This window comes from Fulvivirga maritima (assembly GCF_021389955.1).
Classification (GTDB): Bacteria; Bacteroidota; Bacteroidia; order Cytophagales; family Cyclobacteriaceae; genus Fulvivirga; species Fulvivirga maritima.
In genome coordinates, this window is the sequence record NZ_CP089980.1 from 2511079 (window position 1) to 2528587 (window position 17509).

General features: G+C 37.1%; 23 protein-coding genes. All 23 read left to right on the forward strand.

Annotated elements, in window-relative coordinates:
* The first annotated feature begins 92 nt into the window (after window positions 1-92).
* The 23 genes from LVD15_RS10670 (at window position 93) to rpsE (ending at window position 17505) form a co-directional block, all read left to right on the forward strand.
* Window positions 93-3875 (forward strand): 1-acyl-sn-glycerol-3-phosphate acyltransferase, encoded by a 3783-nt coding sequence (locus LVD15_RS10670; RefSeq protein ID WP_233780327.1) that lies wholly within the window; start codon window positions 93-95, stop codon window positions 3873-3875.
* A gap of 3 nt (window positions 3876-3878) precedes the next feature.
* Window positions 3879-5411, forward strand: a complete 1533-nt coding sequence (locus tag LVD15_RS10675) for a phytoene desaturase family protein (protein ID WP_233780328.1) — start codon at window positions 3879-3881, stop codon at window positions 5409-5411.
* Window positions 5408-6091, forward strand: a complete 684-nt coding sequence (locus tag LVD15_RS10680) for a YdcF family protein (RefSeq protein ID WP_233780329.1) — start codon at window positions 5408-5410, stop codon at window positions 6089-6091. Before LVD15_RS10675 ends, LVD15_RS10680 begins: the two co-directional genes overlap by 4 nt.
* A 6-nt stretch (window positions 6092-6097) precedes the next feature.
* Window positions 6098-7771 carry a C45 family autoproteolytic acyltransferase/hydrolase gene (locus tag LVD15_RS10685; RefSeq protein WP_233780330.1) on the forward strand — a complete coding sequence of 558 codons (1674 nt, stop codon included), beginning with the start codon at window positions 6098-6100 and terminating at the stop codon, window positions 7769-7771.
* Window positions 7772-7789: 18 nt separating this feature from the next.
* A complete protein-coding gene (flxY, locus tag LVD15_RS10690; protein ID WP_233780331.1) occupies window positions 7790-9076 on the forward strand; it encodes a flexirubin biosynthesis putative acyl-CoA ligase FlxY in 1287 nt (428 codons plus the stop codon).
* Window positions 9077-9250: 174 nt separating this feature from the next.
* On the forward strand, window positions 9251-9883 hold the full coding sequence (gene rplC / locus LVD15_RS10695) for a 50S ribosomal protein L3 (RefSeq protein ID WP_233780332.1): 633 nt from the start codon (window positions 9251-9253) through the stop codon (window positions 9881-9883).
* Entirely contained in the window at window positions 9883-10512 is a 630-nt protein-coding gene (gene rplD, locus LVD15_RS10700; protein ID WP_233780333.1) for a 50S ribosomal protein L4, read from the forward strand. The genes rplC and rplD overlap by 1 nt, the downstream gene beginning before the upstream one ends.
* 2 nt (window positions 10513-10514) lie before the next feature.
* Complete coding sequence (gene rplW, locus LVD15_RS10705) at window positions 10515-10802, forward strand: 50S ribosomal protein L23 (protein ID WP_233780334.1); 288 nt, start codon at window positions 10515-10517, stop codon at window positions 10800-10802.
* Window positions 10803-10814: 12 nt separating this feature from the next.
* Window positions 10815-11645, forward strand: coding sequence for a 50S ribosomal protein L2 (rplB, locus tag LVD15_RS10710; protein WP_233780335.1), 831 nt, complete (start codon window positions 10815-10817; stop codon window positions 11643-11645).
* Window positions 11645-11923: a 30S ribosomal protein S19 gene (gene rpsS / locus LVD15_RS10715; protein WP_202244617.1), complete on the forward strand. Its 279-nt coding sequence runs from the start codon at window positions 11645-11647 to the stop codon at window positions 11921-11923. Before rplB ends, rpsS begins: the two co-directional genes overlap by 1 nt.
* Window positions 11924-11925: 2 nt before the next feature.
* On the forward strand, window positions 11926-12348 hold the full coding sequence (rplV, locus tag LVD15_RS10720) for a 50S ribosomal protein L22 (protein ID WP_233780336.1): 423 nt from the start codon (window positions 11926-11928) through the stop codon (window positions 12346-12348).
* Entirely contained in the window at window positions 12348-13085 is a 738-nt protein-coding gene (rpsC, locus tag LVD15_RS10725) for a 30S ribosomal protein S3 (RefSeq protein ID WP_233780337.1), read from the forward strand. Before rplV ends, rpsC begins: the two co-directional genes overlap by 1 nt.
* Window positions 13086-13135: 50 nt before the next feature.
* Window positions 13136-13558, forward strand: coding sequence for a 50S ribosomal protein L16 (gene rplP / locus LVD15_RS10730; RefSeq protein ID WP_202244614.1), 423 nt, complete (start codon window positions 13136-13138; stop codon window positions 13556-13558).
* A 5-nt stretch (window positions 13559-13563) separates the two neighbouring features.
* Window positions 13564-13758 (forward strand): 50S ribosomal protein L29, encoded by a 195-nt coding sequence (gene rpmC, locus LVD15_RS10735; RefSeq protein ID WP_233780338.1) that lies wholly within the window; start codon window positions 13564-13566, stop codon window positions 13756-13758.
* Window positions 13759-13765: 7 nt separating this feature from the next.
* On the forward strand, window positions 13766-14023 hold the full coding sequence (rpsQ, locus tag LVD15_RS10740; RefSeq protein WP_202244612.1) for a 30S ribosomal protein S17: 258 nt from the start codon (window positions 13766-13768) through the stop codon (window positions 14021-14023).
* A 2-nt stretch (window positions 14024-14025) separates the two neighbouring features.
* Window positions 14026-14394: a 50S ribosomal protein L14 gene (rplN, locus tag LVD15_RS10745; RefSeq protein WP_202244611.1), complete on the forward strand. Its 369-nt coding sequence runs from the start codon at window positions 14026-14028 to the stop codon at window positions 14392-14394.
* A gap of 2 nt (window positions 14395-14396) precedes the next feature.
* Window positions 14397-14744, forward strand: a complete 348-nt coding sequence (gene rplX / locus LVD15_RS10750; protein ID WP_233780339.1) for a 50S ribosomal protein L24 — start codon at window positions 14397-14399, stop codon at window positions 14742-14744.
* Window positions 14737-15288, forward strand: coding sequence for a 50S ribosomal protein L5 (rplE, locus tag LVD15_RS10755; protein WP_233780340.1), 552 nt, complete (start codon window positions 14737-14739; stop codon window positions 15286-15288). The genes rplX and rplE overlap by 8 nt, the downstream gene beginning before the upstream one ends.
* A 6-nt stretch (window positions 15289-15294) precedes the next feature.
* Window positions 15295-15564: a 30S ribosomal protein S14 gene (rpsN, locus tag LVD15_RS10760; RefSeq protein ID WP_233780341.1), complete on the forward strand. Its 270-nt coding sequence runs from the start codon at window positions 15295-15297 to the stop codon at window positions 15562-15564.
* 94 nt (window positions 15565-15658) lie between these two features.
* Window positions 15659-16057, forward strand: coding sequence for a 30S ribosomal protein S8 (gene rpsH / locus LVD15_RS10765; RefSeq protein WP_233780342.1), 399 nt, complete (start codon window positions 15659-15661; stop codon window positions 16055-16057).
* A 10-nt stretch (window positions 16058-16067) separates the two neighbouring features.
* Complete coding sequence (gene rplF / locus LVD15_RS10770) at window positions 16068-16625, forward strand: 50S ribosomal protein L6 (RefSeq protein WP_233780343.1); 558 nt, start codon at window positions 16068-16070, stop codon at window positions 16623-16625.
* 7 nt (window positions 16626-16632) lie between these two features.
* Window positions 16633-16980: a 50S ribosomal protein L18 gene (gene rplR, locus LVD15_RS10775; RefSeq protein ID WP_233780344.1), complete on the forward strand. Its 348-nt coding sequence runs from the start codon at window positions 16633-16635 to the stop codon at window positions 16978-16980.
* A 6-nt stretch (window positions 16981-16986) separates the two neighbouring features.
* Window positions 16987-17505, forward strand: coding sequence for a 30S ribosomal protein S5 (gene rpsE, locus LVD15_RS10780; RefSeq protein WP_202244604.1), 519 nt, complete (start codon window positions 16987-16989; stop codon window positions 17503-17505).
* Window positions 17506-17509: the final 4 nt, after the last annotated feature.

The window sequence follows — 17509 nt, forward strand, 5'->3', positions numbered from 1 at the left end:
ACTTTTTTGATCATCAAATTTGAATGTCTACTCTATTTCATCGGATATATAACCTTATAAGAACAAGGGAACTCATATCAATTTCCTTGCTTGTGATCATCCTTGGTCTTGCTGTTTTTGCTTCCATGAATATTCGCATGGAGGAGAACATCATTAATATAATGCCTAAAGATGAGAAAGTAGTAGAGGTTAATGAGGTCTTTGAGGGCATTAAGATTAACAATCGAATTGTATTTCATTTATATAATGCAGATAGTACTTTAACCACACCTGATTCATTGGTGGAGGTGGCTAGTTTATTAGCAGATTCATTACAGAGTAATTATTCAGAGTATTTTACAGAAATAAAATTAGAAGTGCCAGACCAGCAGTTGCTGGATATGTATGAGTATTACTACAATAATCTTCCTTATTACCTTCTTCCTCAGGATTATGCCCATCTTGACAGCACTTTATCTCAGGAGGCCATCAATGGTTCTATTGAGAGAGTATATAAGCAGGTACTTTCTTCTATGGGTATTGCTTCTAAGTTTATGATAAAAGATCCGCTGGGTATAACTGGCAGGCCACTCCGGCGGATACAGGATAATCAGATGGATAGTAACTTTGGCTTGTATCAGAATCATATTGTTACTAAAGATCGAAAGCACCTGGTTTTCTTTGTGGTGCTAAGTAATCCTCCTAATGAGACTTCTAATAATGGTAAATTCATTGAGGGTATCAATCAACTTCAGAAATCATTTCAAGAATCACACCCTCAAATAGTAGTTGATTATTTTGGACCTGCAGCGGTGGCTGTAGCCAATGCAACCAGAATTAAAACAGATGTTTTTATGACTGTAGGGATAGCTATGGCCGCTCTTTTTATATTCATATCGCTGTTTTATCGTAATATAGGTACCTTTTTTATAGTAGTTACACCTGGCCTTTTTGGAGGTATAATAGCTATAGCATTTTTAAGCATTGTTCGGCCTGCGGTTTCTATTATTTCTTTAGCAGTAGGCTCTGTGCTTTTGGGTATAACCATTGACTATGCTCTACACTTTTTTACTCATTATAAGAAGGAAAAGGATCTTCAAAAGCTTTTTAAAGATATTACCACTCCGCTGCTAATGAGTAGTCTCACTACTTCATTTGCCTTCTTTTCTTTGATTTTCATACGGTCTTCAGCACTTCAGGATCTAGGCATTTTTGCCGGCGTTAGTGTGTTGGCCTCTGTGTGTTATACTTTAGTTATTTTACCTCATGTGGTGAGCAGGCTCACTATTAAAGAGGAAGATGATAGTAAAATGAACCTGGTGGAACGAGTGGTAGATAGAATAGCCAATTACCCGTTTTATAAAAGAAAATGGGCGATAAGCGCTTTTGCTCTACTATCTGTGGTAAGCTTGTTCACCTGGCGGCAGGTTACTTTTGAAAGTAATATGCTGGAGCTAAATTATATGCCTGATCATCTGCAGGAAAGCCAGGATCGAATAAATACAATATCTAATTTTACTGCAAATAATATTTATGTAGCATTTAGAGGGGCTAATCTTGATGAGGTACTACAAAAGAATGCTAGCCTGAATAAACAGTTACAGGAGCTGAAAGAAGATAGAGCCATTTTAGATTTTTACTCGTTAAACCAAATTATTCCAGCCCCTGACTTGAGAAGAGAAAGGCTTACTCAGTGGAATGGTTTCTGGCTAAAGCATGCTGAAGACAGTGTAATGACTCATGTCAATAGAGCGGCTAAGAAATTTGGTTTTAAAGAAAGTACCTTCAAGTCATTCGATAATTTGCTGAATAAAAATTATGATGATATTTCAGAGGAAGATAGAGAATCTATATTGGGTTTATATGGCAATGAATTCATTATAAATGAAAGGGCCGATCGTGTTTCAGTACTTACTTCTATAACACTGAGTATAGAAAATAAAATAGCCATACTTAGCGAATTAGAGAAGATACCTGGTATTATCATTCTTGATAAGTCATACCTTACCAGCAAGTTAGTGGCATTATTGCAACAGGACTTTGGGAGGTTGGTGAATATCTCGCTTGTGGTGGTTTTTATACTCATATTAATAAGCTATGGCCGTATAGAGCTTACTTTAATTACCTTCACACCAATACTTTTGAGCTGGTTATGGGTGCTAGGACTTATGGGGTGGCTAGGACTCAGCTTTAACATTGTAAACATAATCATTTGTACTTTCATATTTGGGCTGGGTGTAGATTACAGCATTTTTGTAATGCGTGGTTTAACTCAAAAATATGCTTATGGAGTATATAACCTGGCTTCATACAAGAAGTCCATCATTCTTTCCGTAGTAACTACACTGCTTGGGATTGGAGTTTTGGCGCTTGCTAAGCACCCTGCTTTGCAGTCAATAGCACTTTTAGCTATAATCGGCATTCTTTCCGTTGTCTTCATCACCTTCACTGTAGAACATTTACTCTATAATATTTTCATCCTTCGTAGAAAAAAGAAGGGCTTAGTGCCTTTTACTCTAAGTGCTTTTCTTCTTAGCTGTTTTGCTTTTGGGTGTTTTCTATTCGGGTGCCTGATATTATTTTTTGCCAGCCTATTATTTAGAATACCCTTTGCCTCTTTAAAATGGAGAAAGAGGAATTTCCATAAAATCATCATGTTTTTTTCGTATTTCGTGATGTATGCTATGGGCAACATAAAGAAGGGAATAGAAGGGAAAGAGCATATGGATTATGACCATCCTTCGGTAATAATAGCTAACCACCATTCTTTTATAGATATTTTAGTATTACTGATGCTGAACCCCAAAGTGGTAATGATTACCAATGATTGGGTTTATAATTCTCCGCTTTTCGGCAGATCTATCCGTTATGCAGACTTTATACAAGCCTCTAAAGGTATAGAAAGCCAGATGGATAAGATAAAGGATTTGGTAGCAGATGGATACTCCATTATTGTTTTCCCAGAAGGTACCAGAAGTAGAACTGCGGACTTAGGTCGTTTTCATAAAGGAGCTTTTTTCTTAGCCGAAACTTTGGAGCTGGATATTCAGCCTGTGGTGCTACATGGCACCCATATGGCTATGCCTAGAGGAGATGATTATTATTTAAGAAGTGGCCCCGTTACTATTAAATTTTTGCCAAGAATAAAGCACTCTGATAGTTCATTTGGGAACGGCTATAGAGAGAGAGCTAAGGCTATAACTAAATACTTTAAATCTGAATACCAATTATTGAGAGAGCAGCAGGAAACTATTGCTTACCATAAGGGGAACCTGATTAAAAATTATTTATTCAAAAGCCCTGTTATAGAGTGGTACATAAGAGTAAAGTACTTTCTGGAAGGTGGTTATAAACTTTTTGATGAACTGGTGCCAAAAAAAGGCAAGGTGGTAGATGTAGGTTGTGGTTATGGGCCAATGTCATATGCGCTGGGCTTCAGCAGTCCGGAGCGTGAAATTTTCGGTATTGATTACGATGATCTGAAAATACGGTTGGCCAACAACTGTCCTGTAAAACCTGCTAATATTCATTTTGAGGTGTGTGATGCACTTAATTATGAGTTTAGTGAGTCTGATGTTTATATTATTAGCGATGTATTGCATTATTTAACATCTCAGGAACAGAAACAGCTGTTAGAAAATGTAGAACGCAACCTCAGTGCAGAAGGTAAGATTATTATTAGAGATGGAGATAGTTCCAAGCGAGAAAGGCATAAAGGAACGGTACTAACAGAAATTTTTTCTACCGGAACAGGGTTCAATAAAACAAGGAATAAGCTTTCATACATTTCATCTGATATGATTTCAGATTTTGCTAAGGCTAATCATTTACATTTAGAAATAATAGATAACAGCAGGAGAACCTCAAATACCATCTTTGTGTTAAGCAGAAATTAGACAATGGAGAAATTTGATATCATAATAATAGGGAGTGGGCTTGGAGGCTTAGAATGTGGTACCATACTTAGTAGAGAAGGGTATAAGATTTTAGTGCTCGAAAAGAACAAGCAGATCGGGGGTAACTTACAGATTTTCTCTAGAAATAAGCGAATTTTTGATACCGGTATTCATTATATAGGCGGGCTTGATGAAGGCCAGAACCTTAACAGGTATTTTAAGTACCTGGGAATTATGGATGACCTCAAGCTAAAAAAGATGGATGAAGATGGCTTTGATATTGTATCTTTTGAGGGCGATGAGCAGGAGTACAAATATGCTCAGGGCTATGATAAGTTTATAGATACGATGACCAGCTACTTTCCTGAAGAAAGGGAAGGGATAATAAGGTATTGTGATAAAATAAAAGAGGTCTGTGCTCATTTCCCCATGTATGGCGTACAACCTATGAGAAATGCTCCGGGAAGTGCCGCCTATCTGGATGTTAACGCTCGGGATTTCATTAACTCATGTACTAGTAATAAGAGGTTACAGCAGGTATTAGCAGGTACCAATGTTCTGTATGCGGGTGAAGGAGATGAAACACCTTTGTACGTACACGCCTTGGTGATCAACTCTTATATAGAAAGTTCTTATAAATGCATTGATGGTGGGGCTCAATTAGCTCGCTTATTATCAAAACAAATAAGAGATGCAGGCGGAAAGATTGTGAAGCGAGCTAAAGCAACAGGGTTTGGCTTTTCAGGAGATAAAATAGAATATGTGGAGTTAGAAGATGGTAGAAAGTATTATGCAGATACTTTCATTTCTAATATTCATCCTACGCTTACCCTGGATATGATAGAAGAAGGCAGAATAAGAAAAGCTTACCGAAAAAGAGTAACTAGTCTGGAAAATTCTGTTTCTGTGTTTATTGTATTCATCGTTCCTAAAAAGGGTACTATAGAGAATTTTAACTATAACTATTACCACTACATAGATCATGACGTTTGGGGCAGTGCGCATTATGAAAAAGAAGAGTGGCCCAAAAGCTATGCTCTTTTTTCAGGAGCCTCAAGCAGAGATGAAAAGTATGCCGAGAGCTTAATAGTAATGTCATACATGAACTTTGAAGACACAGAAAAATGGTCTGATAGCTATAATATTGTTTCAAAGGAATCATACAGAGGCGATGATTATGAACAGTTCAAAAAGGAAAAGGCAGAATTACTGATTGATGAATTAGAAAAGAAATTTCCAGGTATAAGAAATAACATTGAAGCCTATTACACCTCTACGCCACTTACTAACCGAGATTACATAGGTACCAAAGACGGAGCGCTTTATGGTATTAAAAAGGATTACAAAAACCCGATGAAATCTTTCATATCTCCCAAAACTAAGGTTCCTAACTTGTTGTTAACAGGTCAGAACCTAAATATGCATGGTGTCTTGGGAGTAACAATAGGAGCAATAACCACTTGTTCAGAAATCTTAGGGCATCAGGAGCTTATGAAGAAAATAGCAGAAAGTACCGCAGCCTTACAAGATGGATGATTAAAAAGTTTTTCAAATATAAAGTAGTAAGAATTATTCTATGGTTGCACGTAGCAGCCATAGTGATCATTGCCGGGCTTATTCTTTATTTGACTCATTTTACTGATAAAGCATATAAAGCTGGAATTGAACAGGCACCTTATGATGCTATTATAGTTCCTGGTTATCCTTACACAGGCTCATGGCATGATATTATGAAAACCCGTGTATACTGGGCAGCTCACCTTTGGGAGACTGGCGTAACAAAGCATATTATATTTTCTGGTGGAGCAGTATATTCCCCTTACGTAGAAAGTGTAATAATGAAGCAATATGCAAAGGAGCTGGGAGTTCCAGCGGAGGTTATTTTTACTGAAATGGAAGCTGAACATAGCACTGAAAATCTCTTTTATTCTTATCAGATAGCACTCAAACAAGGATTTGAAAAAGTGGCACTAGCTACAGATCCTGTTCAGTCATTTTTTTTAAACCAATATGCTGATAATAAAGCCTATAATTTAGGTTATTTGCCTATCCAATATAATACAATTGAAGCCAAAGAGCTCAAAGATTTCACAATTGATGACAAAGTGGCCTTTATTGAAAATTTTGAGGCCCTGCCTGATAGAGAAAGTTTCTGGACTCGCATGGAAGGAACTTTAGGAGGAAATATTGAGTATTTGGAGGTAGATCCGAGATAGTAAGGAATGAAGAAAAAGCTTTTAATAATATTCACTGTACTGGTAGTCATTTGTGTAGCACTAGTTACAGTTTACTACCTGATGGTAAAGATTAATCCACCGGTAGAAGAAGATGAATTACCCGAAATATCTATAGTAAGAAATACGGGTGACTATTACCAAACCTCAGACAGTAGCTGGATACAAAAAAATGACCAGGGTTTATGGGAACTCTATGTGCACGGAGGCCCATTACAAAGAGGAGTAGCCTTTGGAGAACTTTGTAAACCATTACAAAAAGAAAAGGAAGCGGCCTTTGTAGGTGAAATAAAAAACAGGGTGCCATCAGAGTCTTATTTAAACTTTTTGAAATATTTGGTGGGTTGGTTTAACCGTGACTTAGATGAGTATGTGCCTGAAGAATATCTAAAAGAAATCTATGCATCTTCTCAGTACATGCCTGATGCCTACGATTATATTGCTCCTAAATTTCAAAGGGCTTTAAGTTATCATGCGGCTCATGATATTGGTCATGCCTTGCAAAACATGAACTTGGTAGGTTGTACGGCCTTTGCCGTAAAAGGAGATAAAACGGCTAACGGAAAGCTATTATTAGGAAGAAACTTTGACTTTTACTTTGGTGAAGACTTCGCTAAAGATAGAATGGTGGCCTTTTATAATCCTGATAAGGGCTATAAATTCATGTCTGTAACCTGGGCTTGTTTTAGTGGAGTGGTTTCCGGAATGAACGAGAAAGGGTTAACCATTACGCTTAACTCAGACAAGTCGGCCATTCCATCTAAAGGTAAAACGCCGGTATCCTTAATGGCAAGAGAAATATTACAGTATGCTTCTAATATCGAGGAGGCTTATGATATTGCCCAGTCTTATGAAACCTTTGTAGCAGAATCTTTTTTAATAGGTTCTAAAGAAGACGGTAGAGCGGCAGTTATAGAGAAGACGCCAGAAACTACCGCTATTTATGATGAAAAGGATAATGATTTAGTAGTCACTAACCATTATCAGAGTGATGCTTTGAAAGATGATCCTTTAAATCAGGAGTATCTTGCAGAAGGAGTATCTGATTATCGATACGAGCGTGTACAAGAGCTATTGGATTCGCTCTCTCCACTCACACCTGAAAAGGCCGCTTTTTTACTGAGAAATAAAGAAGGACTTGGTGGAGAGTTTATTGGTTTAGCTAATGAAAAGGCCGTTAATCAGCTCATTGCTCATCATTCTATCATTTTCTCTCCTGAGGATATGATGGTTTGGGTTTCTGCACCGCCTTATCAATTGGGTAAATATGCTGCGTACGATTTAGAGGAGATATTTAATAATGAAGATGATGATATACATTTCACTTATACTGATTCAGCCAGTATAGATCAGGATCCATTTTATTCTTCAGGAGCTTATAATGAATTTAAAGACTTTATTTTAATTAAGGATCGTATACAACAAAACCTGGCAAAGGGCGATGGAAACACCATTACAGAGCAAGATCAGCAAAAATTTATAGCGTCTAACCCTAAAGGATATTTAACTTACTATTACTTGGGAGACTATAATAAAAGCCTGGAGTTGTGGAGTAAAGCAAAAAAATATTATAATATTGCCCTGCAGTTAGAAATTGCCAGAAAGAGTGAAAGAGATCATATCCTGGAAGGAATAAAGGAATGTGAAGCTCATTTAAATTAAGATTCAGCGGTCAGATAAATGTTTATCCCTTCTTTAGATACTTTAGATAATAGTCAGGTTAGTGCTTATCAACTTGATGAATTAAAAAAGTTATTGGTATATGTAAGTGAGTCATCTCCTTATTACAAAAGACATTTTAATGAGGCAGGAATCAACATTAATAGTATCGCCTCTTTTCATGATTTTGAAAAGATACCTCCTACTGATAAAAGTGACCTGCAGAAATTTCAAAGGGATTTTTGGTGTGTAGGAACTGACCAAATACTTGATTATTGTAGTACTTCTGGCACAGAAGGCAAGCCGGTAATAGTACCGCTTACCGCTAAAGATTTAGATAGACTTACCTATAATGAATCTACCTCGCTAACTTGTGCAAATGGTAGTCATAAGGATATTTATCAGCTCACCACTACTATTGATCGTCAGTTTATGGCAGGTTATGCTTATGCTATGGGCGTACGGGCTATGAATGCCGGTATGGTTAGAGTAGGTCCTGGTTTACCAGAGCTACAGTGGAGAATGATAAATGAAATTAAACCTACCACGCTCATAATAGTACCATCATTTTTAAATAAGTTGATTGACTATGCTCTGGCTAATAATATAGACTTTCAATCAAGCAGTGTCACTAAGGCGGTATGCATAGGTGAACCTATTAGAGGTGCTCAGTTTGAGCTTAACGCTATTGGCAAAAGAATCACAGAAAGATGGAATATAAGTCTTTTCTCTACTTATGCCTCTACAGAAATGGGAGCTGCTTTTACTGAATGCGAAGCCGGGAAAGGCGGACATTTGCGCCCTGAGCTTTTAATTGCAGAGATTTTAGATGAAGATAACCAACCAGTTAAGCCTGGAGAAACTGGTGAACTGACCATTACTACCTTAGGAGTAGAAGCCATGCCTCTTATCCGCTTTAAGACTGGAGATCTTTGCTACTTCGACTATGAACCTTGTTCTTGTGGAAGAAATACACCACGTTTAAGCCCCATCCTTGGCAGGAAATATCAACTTATAAAGTATAAAGGAACCACTTGCTATCCTCCGGCTATTTTTGATCTTTTAGATTCCGAAAAGGAGATATTACACTATCAGGTAGTAGTGGAGGCAGATGAATTTGCCAATGATATTCTAAAAGTAATGTACTGTGGTAAACCTGGCTTTGATGCAGGCCTTTTATATAAAAAATTCAAGGCAATTTTGAGGGTTACACCGGAATTATATGAAATACCTGAGGCTGAATTGGTAGCAAGCGTCTATCCTAAGTCCAGCAGAAAGCCCATAAAATTCCAGGATAAGAGGAAATAAGCAAAATTCTACATAGTTTTGCACCACTCACACGGCTATTCAGATTTCCTGTTTGAATAATGCAAAAATTTAATAGGGAGTATTTGCTTACTCGCATTAAATTACTATCTTTGCAGTCCTTTTGCGGAAAAACCGTAAGAGATATAGCTAAATTATGCTTATAAAGATTTTAAAATGTCTGGTATTATAGGAAAGAAAATCGGGATGACTAGCGTATACAGTGCCACTGGGAAAAATATCCCATGCACGGTGATAGAGGCTGGTCCTTGTGTGGTAACACAAGTAAAAAATGATGAGACAGACGGATATACGGCTGTTCAGTTGGGCTATGGAGAGCGTAAGGAGAAAAATACTCCTAAAGCTTTACAGGGTCACTTCAAAAAAGCTGGTACTACTCCTAAGAAAGAAGTTGCTGAATTTAGAGACTTCAGAGTTGAGTTTGAAGGAGGCGTGCAACTAGGACAAGAAATTAAAGTTGGCGATGTATTCGTTGAAGGAGATTTCGTAGATGCTATTGGAACCTCTAAAGGTAAAGGTTTCCAAGGTGTTGTAAAAAGACATGGATTTGGTGGAGTTGGACAAAGAACTCACGGACAGCATAACAGAGAGAGAGCACCTGGTTCAATAGGTGGTGCTTCATTCCCAGCTAGAGTTTTCAAAGGAATGAGAATGGCTGGAAGAGCAGGTGGTAACAGAGTTAAAGTTATCAACCTTCAGGTAGTGAAAATCATACCTGAAAAGAATTTGGTATTAATAAGTGGTTCTGTACCAGGAGCAAATAATTCAACTGTAATTCTCGAGAAGTAATGGACATTTCAGTAGTAAAATATAGTGGTGAAGATACCGGAAGAAAGATAAGTCTTTCTAACGAGGTTTTTGGTGTTGAGCCTAATGATCATGCAATTTACCTTGACGTTAAACAATATTTAGCTAATCAAAGACAAGGTACGCATAAGTCAAAAGAAAGAGGTGAGATTAGCGGATCTACCAAAAAGATAAAGAGACAAAAGGGTACTGGTACTGCCAGAGCAGGTAGTATAAAATCACCTGTATTCAGAGGTGGTGGTAGAGTATTCGGTCCTCAGCCAAGAAACTATTCTTTCAAACTAAACAAAAAGTTGAAAGAACTAGCTCGTAAGTCTGTACTTACATATAAGGCTAAGGATAACAGCATCGCAGTAGTAGAAGACTTCAACTTTGAAGCTCCTAAAACTAAGGAGTATCTTAAAATGTTAGAAGCTCTTTCATTAGGAAATAAGAAGACATTACTGGTTCTTTCTGAGGGTAATAAAAATATCGTATTGTCAGGAAGAAACGTGCAAAACACGAAAGTGATAACAGCTGATAGCTTAAACACATACGATGTATTGCATGCTGATAATCTAATATTGAGTGAAAGCTCTCTTGAGAAGATTGATAACTTATTGAAGAAATAAAAATGAGCGTTTTAATAAAGCCATTGGTTACAGAGAAAGTTTCTGCTTTAAACGAAACAGGCAAGTATGGTTTCATAGTAGACCGCAAAGCTAATAAAGTAGACATAAAAAAGGCTGTAGAAAAGATGTACGGGGTAACCGTAGAAGAAGTGAACACAATGAATTATTTGGGTAAAACAAAATCCAGATATACTAAATCAAAAGTGATCACAGGAAGAACTCCGTCGTTCAAAAAGGCTATCGTTACCGTAGCGGATGGTGAAGTAATCGATTTTTACAGCGAAATTTAATCATTAGAAAAGATGGCAATTAAGAAATTAAGACCGATTACTCCAGGACAGAGATACAGAATTGCTCCAGCTTTTACTGAGGTAACTAAATCTACTCCGGAGAAATCTTTGGTCTCTACTAAAAAGAGATCAGGAGGTAGAAATAACAGCGGTAAGATGACCATGAGATACATTGGTGGTGGTCATAAGAAGAAAAACCGTATCGTTGATTTCAAAAGAAATAAGTTTGATATACCAGCTACTGTAAAGGCTATAGAGTATGATCCTACTAGATCAGCTCGTTTAGCTTTATTATATTATGCTGATGGTGCTAAAGCATATATCTTAGCTCCTGAAGGATTAACAGTAGGTACTGTATTAACAGCAGGCGAAAGTGTAGCTCCTGAAGTGGGTAACGCTCTTCCTCTGTCTAAAATACCTTTAGGTACTATTGTTCATAACATCGAATTGAAGCCTGGTAAAGGTGGTGCTTTAGCAAGAAGTGCAGGATCTTACGCTCAGTTAACTGCTCGTGAAGGAAAATATGCTACTTTAAAGCTTCCTTCAGGTGAAACAAGAAGAGTATTAGTTACTTGTTTAGCTACTATTGGTTCAGTATCTAACTCTGACCACATGAATGTGAAACTTGGTAAAGCAGGTAGAAACAGATGGTTAGGTAAGAGACCTAGAACAAGAGGTGTAGCCATGAACCCGGTTGATCACCCAATGGGTGGTGGTGAAGGAAGATCTTCTGGAGGTCACCCTAGATCAAGAAAGGGCTTGTTAGCTAAAGGTAAGAAAACAAGAACGCCTAAGAAATATTCAAACAATCTTATAATTAGTAGAGGTAAGAAGAAAAAATAATGGCTAGATCACTTAAAAAAGGACCATATATAGATTTCAGGCTCGACAAGAAAGTCGATGCTATGAACGATTCAGGAAAAAAATCTGTGATCAAGACCTGGTCAAGAAGGTCAATGATCTCGCCAGATTTTGTAGGACATACTTTTGCTGTACATAATGGTAATAAGTTTATTCCTGTTTATGTAACTGAAAATATGGTAGGGCACAAACTTGGTGAGTTTGCTCCTACTAGAAACTTCAGAGGTCATGTTGGTAAAAAAGACAAAGGTAAAAGATAATTATGGAGGCAGTAGCTAAATTAAAGAATGTACCTACTTCACCTCGAAAGATGAGATTGGTTGCCGATCTTATCAGAGGAGAGAGAGTTAATAAGGCACTTAATATATTGAAATTTGAGCCTAAGCAAGGTGCTGCCAGGCTCGAAAAGTTATTACTTTCTGCTATTTCAAACTGGCAGCAAAGTAATGAGGACGTAGACCTAGAAGACGCTGATCTTTATGTGAAAAGCATTCAGGTTGATAGCGGTAAAATACTTAAGCGTTTAAGACCTGCACCTCAGGGAAGAGCGCACAGAATAAGAAAGAGATCTAATCACGTAACTTTAGTCTTGGATAGTCTTGCCCCTGTTCAGGAAGAGGTTGAAAAACCTGCAAAGAAGGAGACCAAGAAGACTAAAAAATCAGACAATAAAGAAGATAAATAATGGGACAAAAAGTTAACCCTGTAGCTTTTAGATTAGGTATCATCAAAGGTTGGGATTCCAGCTGGTATGGTGGTAAAGATTTTTCTGATAAATTGGTTGAAGACCATAACATCAGAAACTATATAGCAGCTCGTATACCAAAAGGGGGTATATCTAAAGTTGTTATCGAAAGAACTCTCAAAAGAATCACACTTACAGTTCATACTGCACGTCCAGGAGTAGTTATTGGTAAAGGAGGAGCAGAAGTTGATAAGATTAAAGAAGAGTTAAAGAAATTAACAGGTAAAGATGTTCAAATTAATATCTTCGAAGTTAAACGTCCTGAACTCGACGCTAAATTAGTAGGTGAATCAATCGCACAGCAGTTACAAGCTCGTATTTCTTACAGAAGAGCTATGAAGCAAGCCATTGCTTCTGCAATGAGAGTTGGAGCTCAGGGAATTAAAATAAAAGTTTCTGGTCGTTTAGGCGGTGCTGAGATGGCACGTACTGAGCAGTATAAAGATGGTCGTATACCATTGCATACTTTAAGAGCTGATATTGACTATGCTATTAGTGAAGCTAATACAGTATACGGAAAGATTGGTATCAAAGTATGGATCTTCAAAGGTGAAGTGTACGGTAAGAGAGATCTCTCTCCTAACGTAGGTCTCGGAAATTCAGGATCAGGTAATTCTGGAAGAGGAGGAAGAAAAAGAGGCGGAGACGGCGGTCCTAAGAGAAGAAGAAATAAATAGTTTTTAATTGGAAGAAGTGCGAAGGCACGGTCTAAATTTCATAAAATATTATGTTACAGCCAAAGAGAGTTAAATTCAGGAAAAAACAAAAGGGTAGAATCAAAGGAATTGCCCAAAGAGGACATAGAATAGCTTTCGGTGCTTTTGCAATAAAGGCATTAGAGCCAGGATGGATCACATCAAGACAAATAGAGGCGGCAAGGATAGCCATGACTAGAGCAATGAAACGTGAAGGTCAGGTTTGGATTCGTATTTTTCCTGATAAGCCTGTAACCAAAAAGCCTGCAGAGGTAAGGATGGGTAAAGGTAAAGGTGCTCCTGAATATTGGGTAGCTGTTGTTAAACCAGGTACTATCCTCTTCGAAGCAGGTGGTATTAAGAAGGAGCTTGCACAGGAGGCGTTGAGATTAGCACAACAGAAGCTTCCAATTAAAACTAAATTTTCAGTACGCAGAGATTACGTAGAATCATAAGAAAAATGAAAAATTCGGAAATAAAAGCACTAAATATAGAAGAGCTAAACCAAAGGTTAGCTGGTGAGGAAGAGGCGTACCGAAAAATGAAGTTTGCTCATGCTATATCACCTATAGAAAATCCTAGTAAAATTCAGGAGACTCGTAGGTTAATTGCCAGATTGAAGACTGAATTAACGGCTAAAAAACTTGCTAAATAATATTTAAATGGAGTCTAGAAAATTAAGAAAAGAAAGAATAGGGCAGGTTGTAAGCAACAAAATGGAGAAATCCATCACTGTAAGTGTACAACGTAAAGAAAAGCACCCTATCTATGGTAAGTTTGTTAATAAAACTACCAAGTTTACGGCTCATGACGAAAAGAACGAGTGCGGAATTGGCGACACCGTTCGTATAATGGAAACTCGTCCTTTGAGTAAAAATAAAAGGTGGAGATTAGTTGAAATCATCGAAAAGGCTAAATAATAATGATACAGCAAGAGTCTAGATTAAATGTAGCAGATAACAGCGGAGCAAAAGAAGTTCTTTGTATCCGTGTGTTAGGAGGTACTGGAAAGAAATACGCTTCAGTTGGAGATAAAATTGTTGTATCAGTTAAGTCTGCACTTTCTTCCAGTAACTTAAAAAAAGGTACGGTTTCTAAAGCAGTAATTGTTCGTACCAAAAAAGAAGTGAGAAGAAAGGATGGTTCTTACATCAGATTTGAAGATAACGCGGCAGTTCTTTTAACAGCTAATGATGAGCCTAGAGGTACTCGTATTTTTGGACCTGTGGCTAGAGAATTGCGTGAAAAGCAATTCATGAAAATAGTTTCACTAGCACCTGAAGTATTATAATCATGGAGAGATCAAAAAATAAACAAACTAAACTTCACATAAGAAAAGGAGACACTGTAAGAGTTGTTTCTGGAAACTCTAAAGGTAAAGAGGGTGAAGTGTTAGAAGTAATTACCTCTAAGCAAAGAGCTATTGTGCAAGGTGTAAACATTGTTACTAAACATGTGAAGCCTTCTGCTGATAACCCTGAGGGCGGAATTAAGAAAACTGAGGCTGCTATCCATATTAGTAATTTGAAGCTTATTGATCCTGCTACTGGTGAAGCAGTAAGAACAGGAAGAAAGCTAAATGACGACGGTAAGCTTCAAAGATATTCTAAGAAAACTGGAGAATTTATAAAAAATGGCTAATCCAAGATTAAAAGATAAATACCAAAATGAAATTGTGTCTGCTTTAAAAGACAAGTTTCAGTATAAGTCAATAATGCAGGTACCTAAGGTTGTTAAGGTTTGTATTAACAAAGGTATAGGTGCAGCTGTTGCTGATAAAAAATTAGTTGATATCGGTCTTGAAGAATTGACAACTATTTCTGGTCAGAAAGCTGTTGCTACGAAGTCTAAAAAATCAATCTCTAACTTTAAGTTAAGAGATGGTATGCCTATCGGAGCGAGAGTAACACTAAGAGGTGATAAAATGTATGAGTTTATGGACCGTTTGATGTCTATTGCTTTACCTCGCGTGAGAGACTTTAGAGGAATTAGTGATAAAGGTTTTGACGGAAGAGGTAACTATACCTTAGGCGTTAAGGAACAAATCATATTTCCTGAAATTAGTATCGATAAGGTAAATAAAATCAGTGGTATGGACATAACATTTGTTACTACTGCTGAAACAGACGAAGAAAGTTATGAATTGCTAAAGGCATTCGGTATGCCATTCGCAAATAAAAACTAAAATATTATGGCAAGAAAAGCTGTTATAGCAAGAGAAAGAAAAAGAGAGAAATTAGTAGCTAAGTATGCTGCTAAGAGAAAAGCTCTTAAAGAAGCTGGTGACTATGAAGCATTGGATAAATTACCAAGAAATGCTTCTCCAGTAAGGTTACACAATAGATGTAAGCTTACCGGAAGACCTAAGGGTTACATGAGAAAGTTCGGAATTTCTAGGGTAACATTTAGAGAGATGGCTTCTGAAGGGAAAATACCTGGTGTTACAAAGGCCAGTTGGTAAAAAATTCTCTTTTATTTTTATTCAAAGAAATTGTTCTGTATCTTTGCAGGCCTGTTTGAGCAGGGTTGCAATTTTACGTTAGATAAAGAAGAAAATGACAGATCCAATAGCAGATTATTTAACCAGGCTTAGAAATGCAATCAAAGCCCGTCACAGAATAGTAGATATTCCGGCTTCTAATATTAAGAAGGAGATGACGAAAGTGTTGCATAATAAAGGATATATCCTTAACTATAAGTTTGAGGAAACTGATAATCATCAGGGAAATATCAAAATAGCTCTGAAATATAATTCAGAGACTAAAAAGCCCGCTATTTACCATATAGAAAGGGTAAGTAAGCCTGGTTTAAGAAAGTATGCTCAGGCAGATGCACTTCCAAGAGTACTGAATGGTCTTGGTGTAGCTATTTTATCTACTTCTAAAGGAGTAATAACAGATAAAGAAGCTAAAGACCTTCACATTGGTGGTGAGGTATTGTGTTACGTATATTAATTAAATAATAATGTCAAGAATAGGGAAAAAACCGATCAAGCTCGTAAATGGTGTTACTTACACATACGACAAAGAAGCTGGAGTCGTTACAGTAAAGGGACCTAAAGGAGAGCTTACGCAAGAAATTGATCCTTCCTTCAAATTGGTTGAAAATGAAGGCGAGTTGATTCTGGACAGGCCAACTGAGCAGAAGAGACATAAAGCAATGCATGGCTTGTACCGTTCGTTAATAAACAACATGTTTGTTGGTGTTAGCGAAGGTTATCAAAAGAAATTAGAATTAGTTGGGGTTGGTTATAAAGCTACTGCTCAAAACAACGTATTGGAATTAAGTCTTGGATATTCACACAATATCTTTCTTGCTATTCCAGCTGAAATTTCTGTGAATGCTGAAACAGAAAAAGGAAAGAATCCTGTTGTTACCTTAGAAGGATCTGATAAGCAATTAATTGGTCAGGTAGCAGCTAAAATTAAATCACTTAGACCTGTGGAACCATACAAAGGTAAAGGTGTAAGGTTTGTAGGAGAAATAGTAAGACGTAAAGCTGGTAAGCAAGCTGCTAAATAATTAGGATATGGCATTAAATAAACATAAAAGAAGACTTAGAATAAAGAAAGGTATCAGAAACAAAATTTCTGGTACTGCTGAAAAGCCAAGATTGTCTGTTTTCAAAAGCAATAAAGGAATATATGCTCAGTTAATAGATGATACAAAAGGTCATACATTATTGGCTAGCTCTTCAAAAGATATTGACGGAGAAGGTCTTAATGTTGATGTTAGTAAAAACGTAGGTCTTAAGCTTGCTGAAAAGGCTAAGGCAGACGGAATAGAAAAAATTGTATTTGATAGGAGTGGTTATCTTTATCATGGTAGAGTGAAAGCTTTAGCTGAAGGTGCCAGAGAGGGAGGTCTAAAATTTTAAAGCGATATGTCTCAGAGTAATATAAGATCAGTAAAAGCTAGCGAAATAGACCTTAAAGAAAAGGTTGTTGCCATAAAAAGGGTAGCTAAAGTAGTAAAAGGTGGTAGAAGATTTAGTTTTTCAGCTATTGTAGTAGTTGGTAACGGTAATGGAGTTGTTGGTTATGGATTAGGTAAAGCTAATGAAGTAACAGATGCTATTACTAAAGGTATAGATGATGCTAAAAAGAATCTTGTACAAGTACCTATTATTAAAGGAACCGTTCCTCACGAATCAATTGGTAAATTTGGTGGTGGTTTCGTATTATTGAAACCTGCTGCGCCTGGTACGGGAGTTATAGCTGGTGGTGCAATGCGTGCTGTATTAGAGAGTGCTGGTGTACATAACGTACTAGCAAAGTCTAAAGGATCATCTAACCCTCATAACGTGGTGAAGGCTACTTTCGATGCCTTAACTAATATGAGAGATCCATTTACAGTAGCTCAAGACAGAGGAGTTTCTTTATCAAAAGTTTTTAACGGTTAATTAG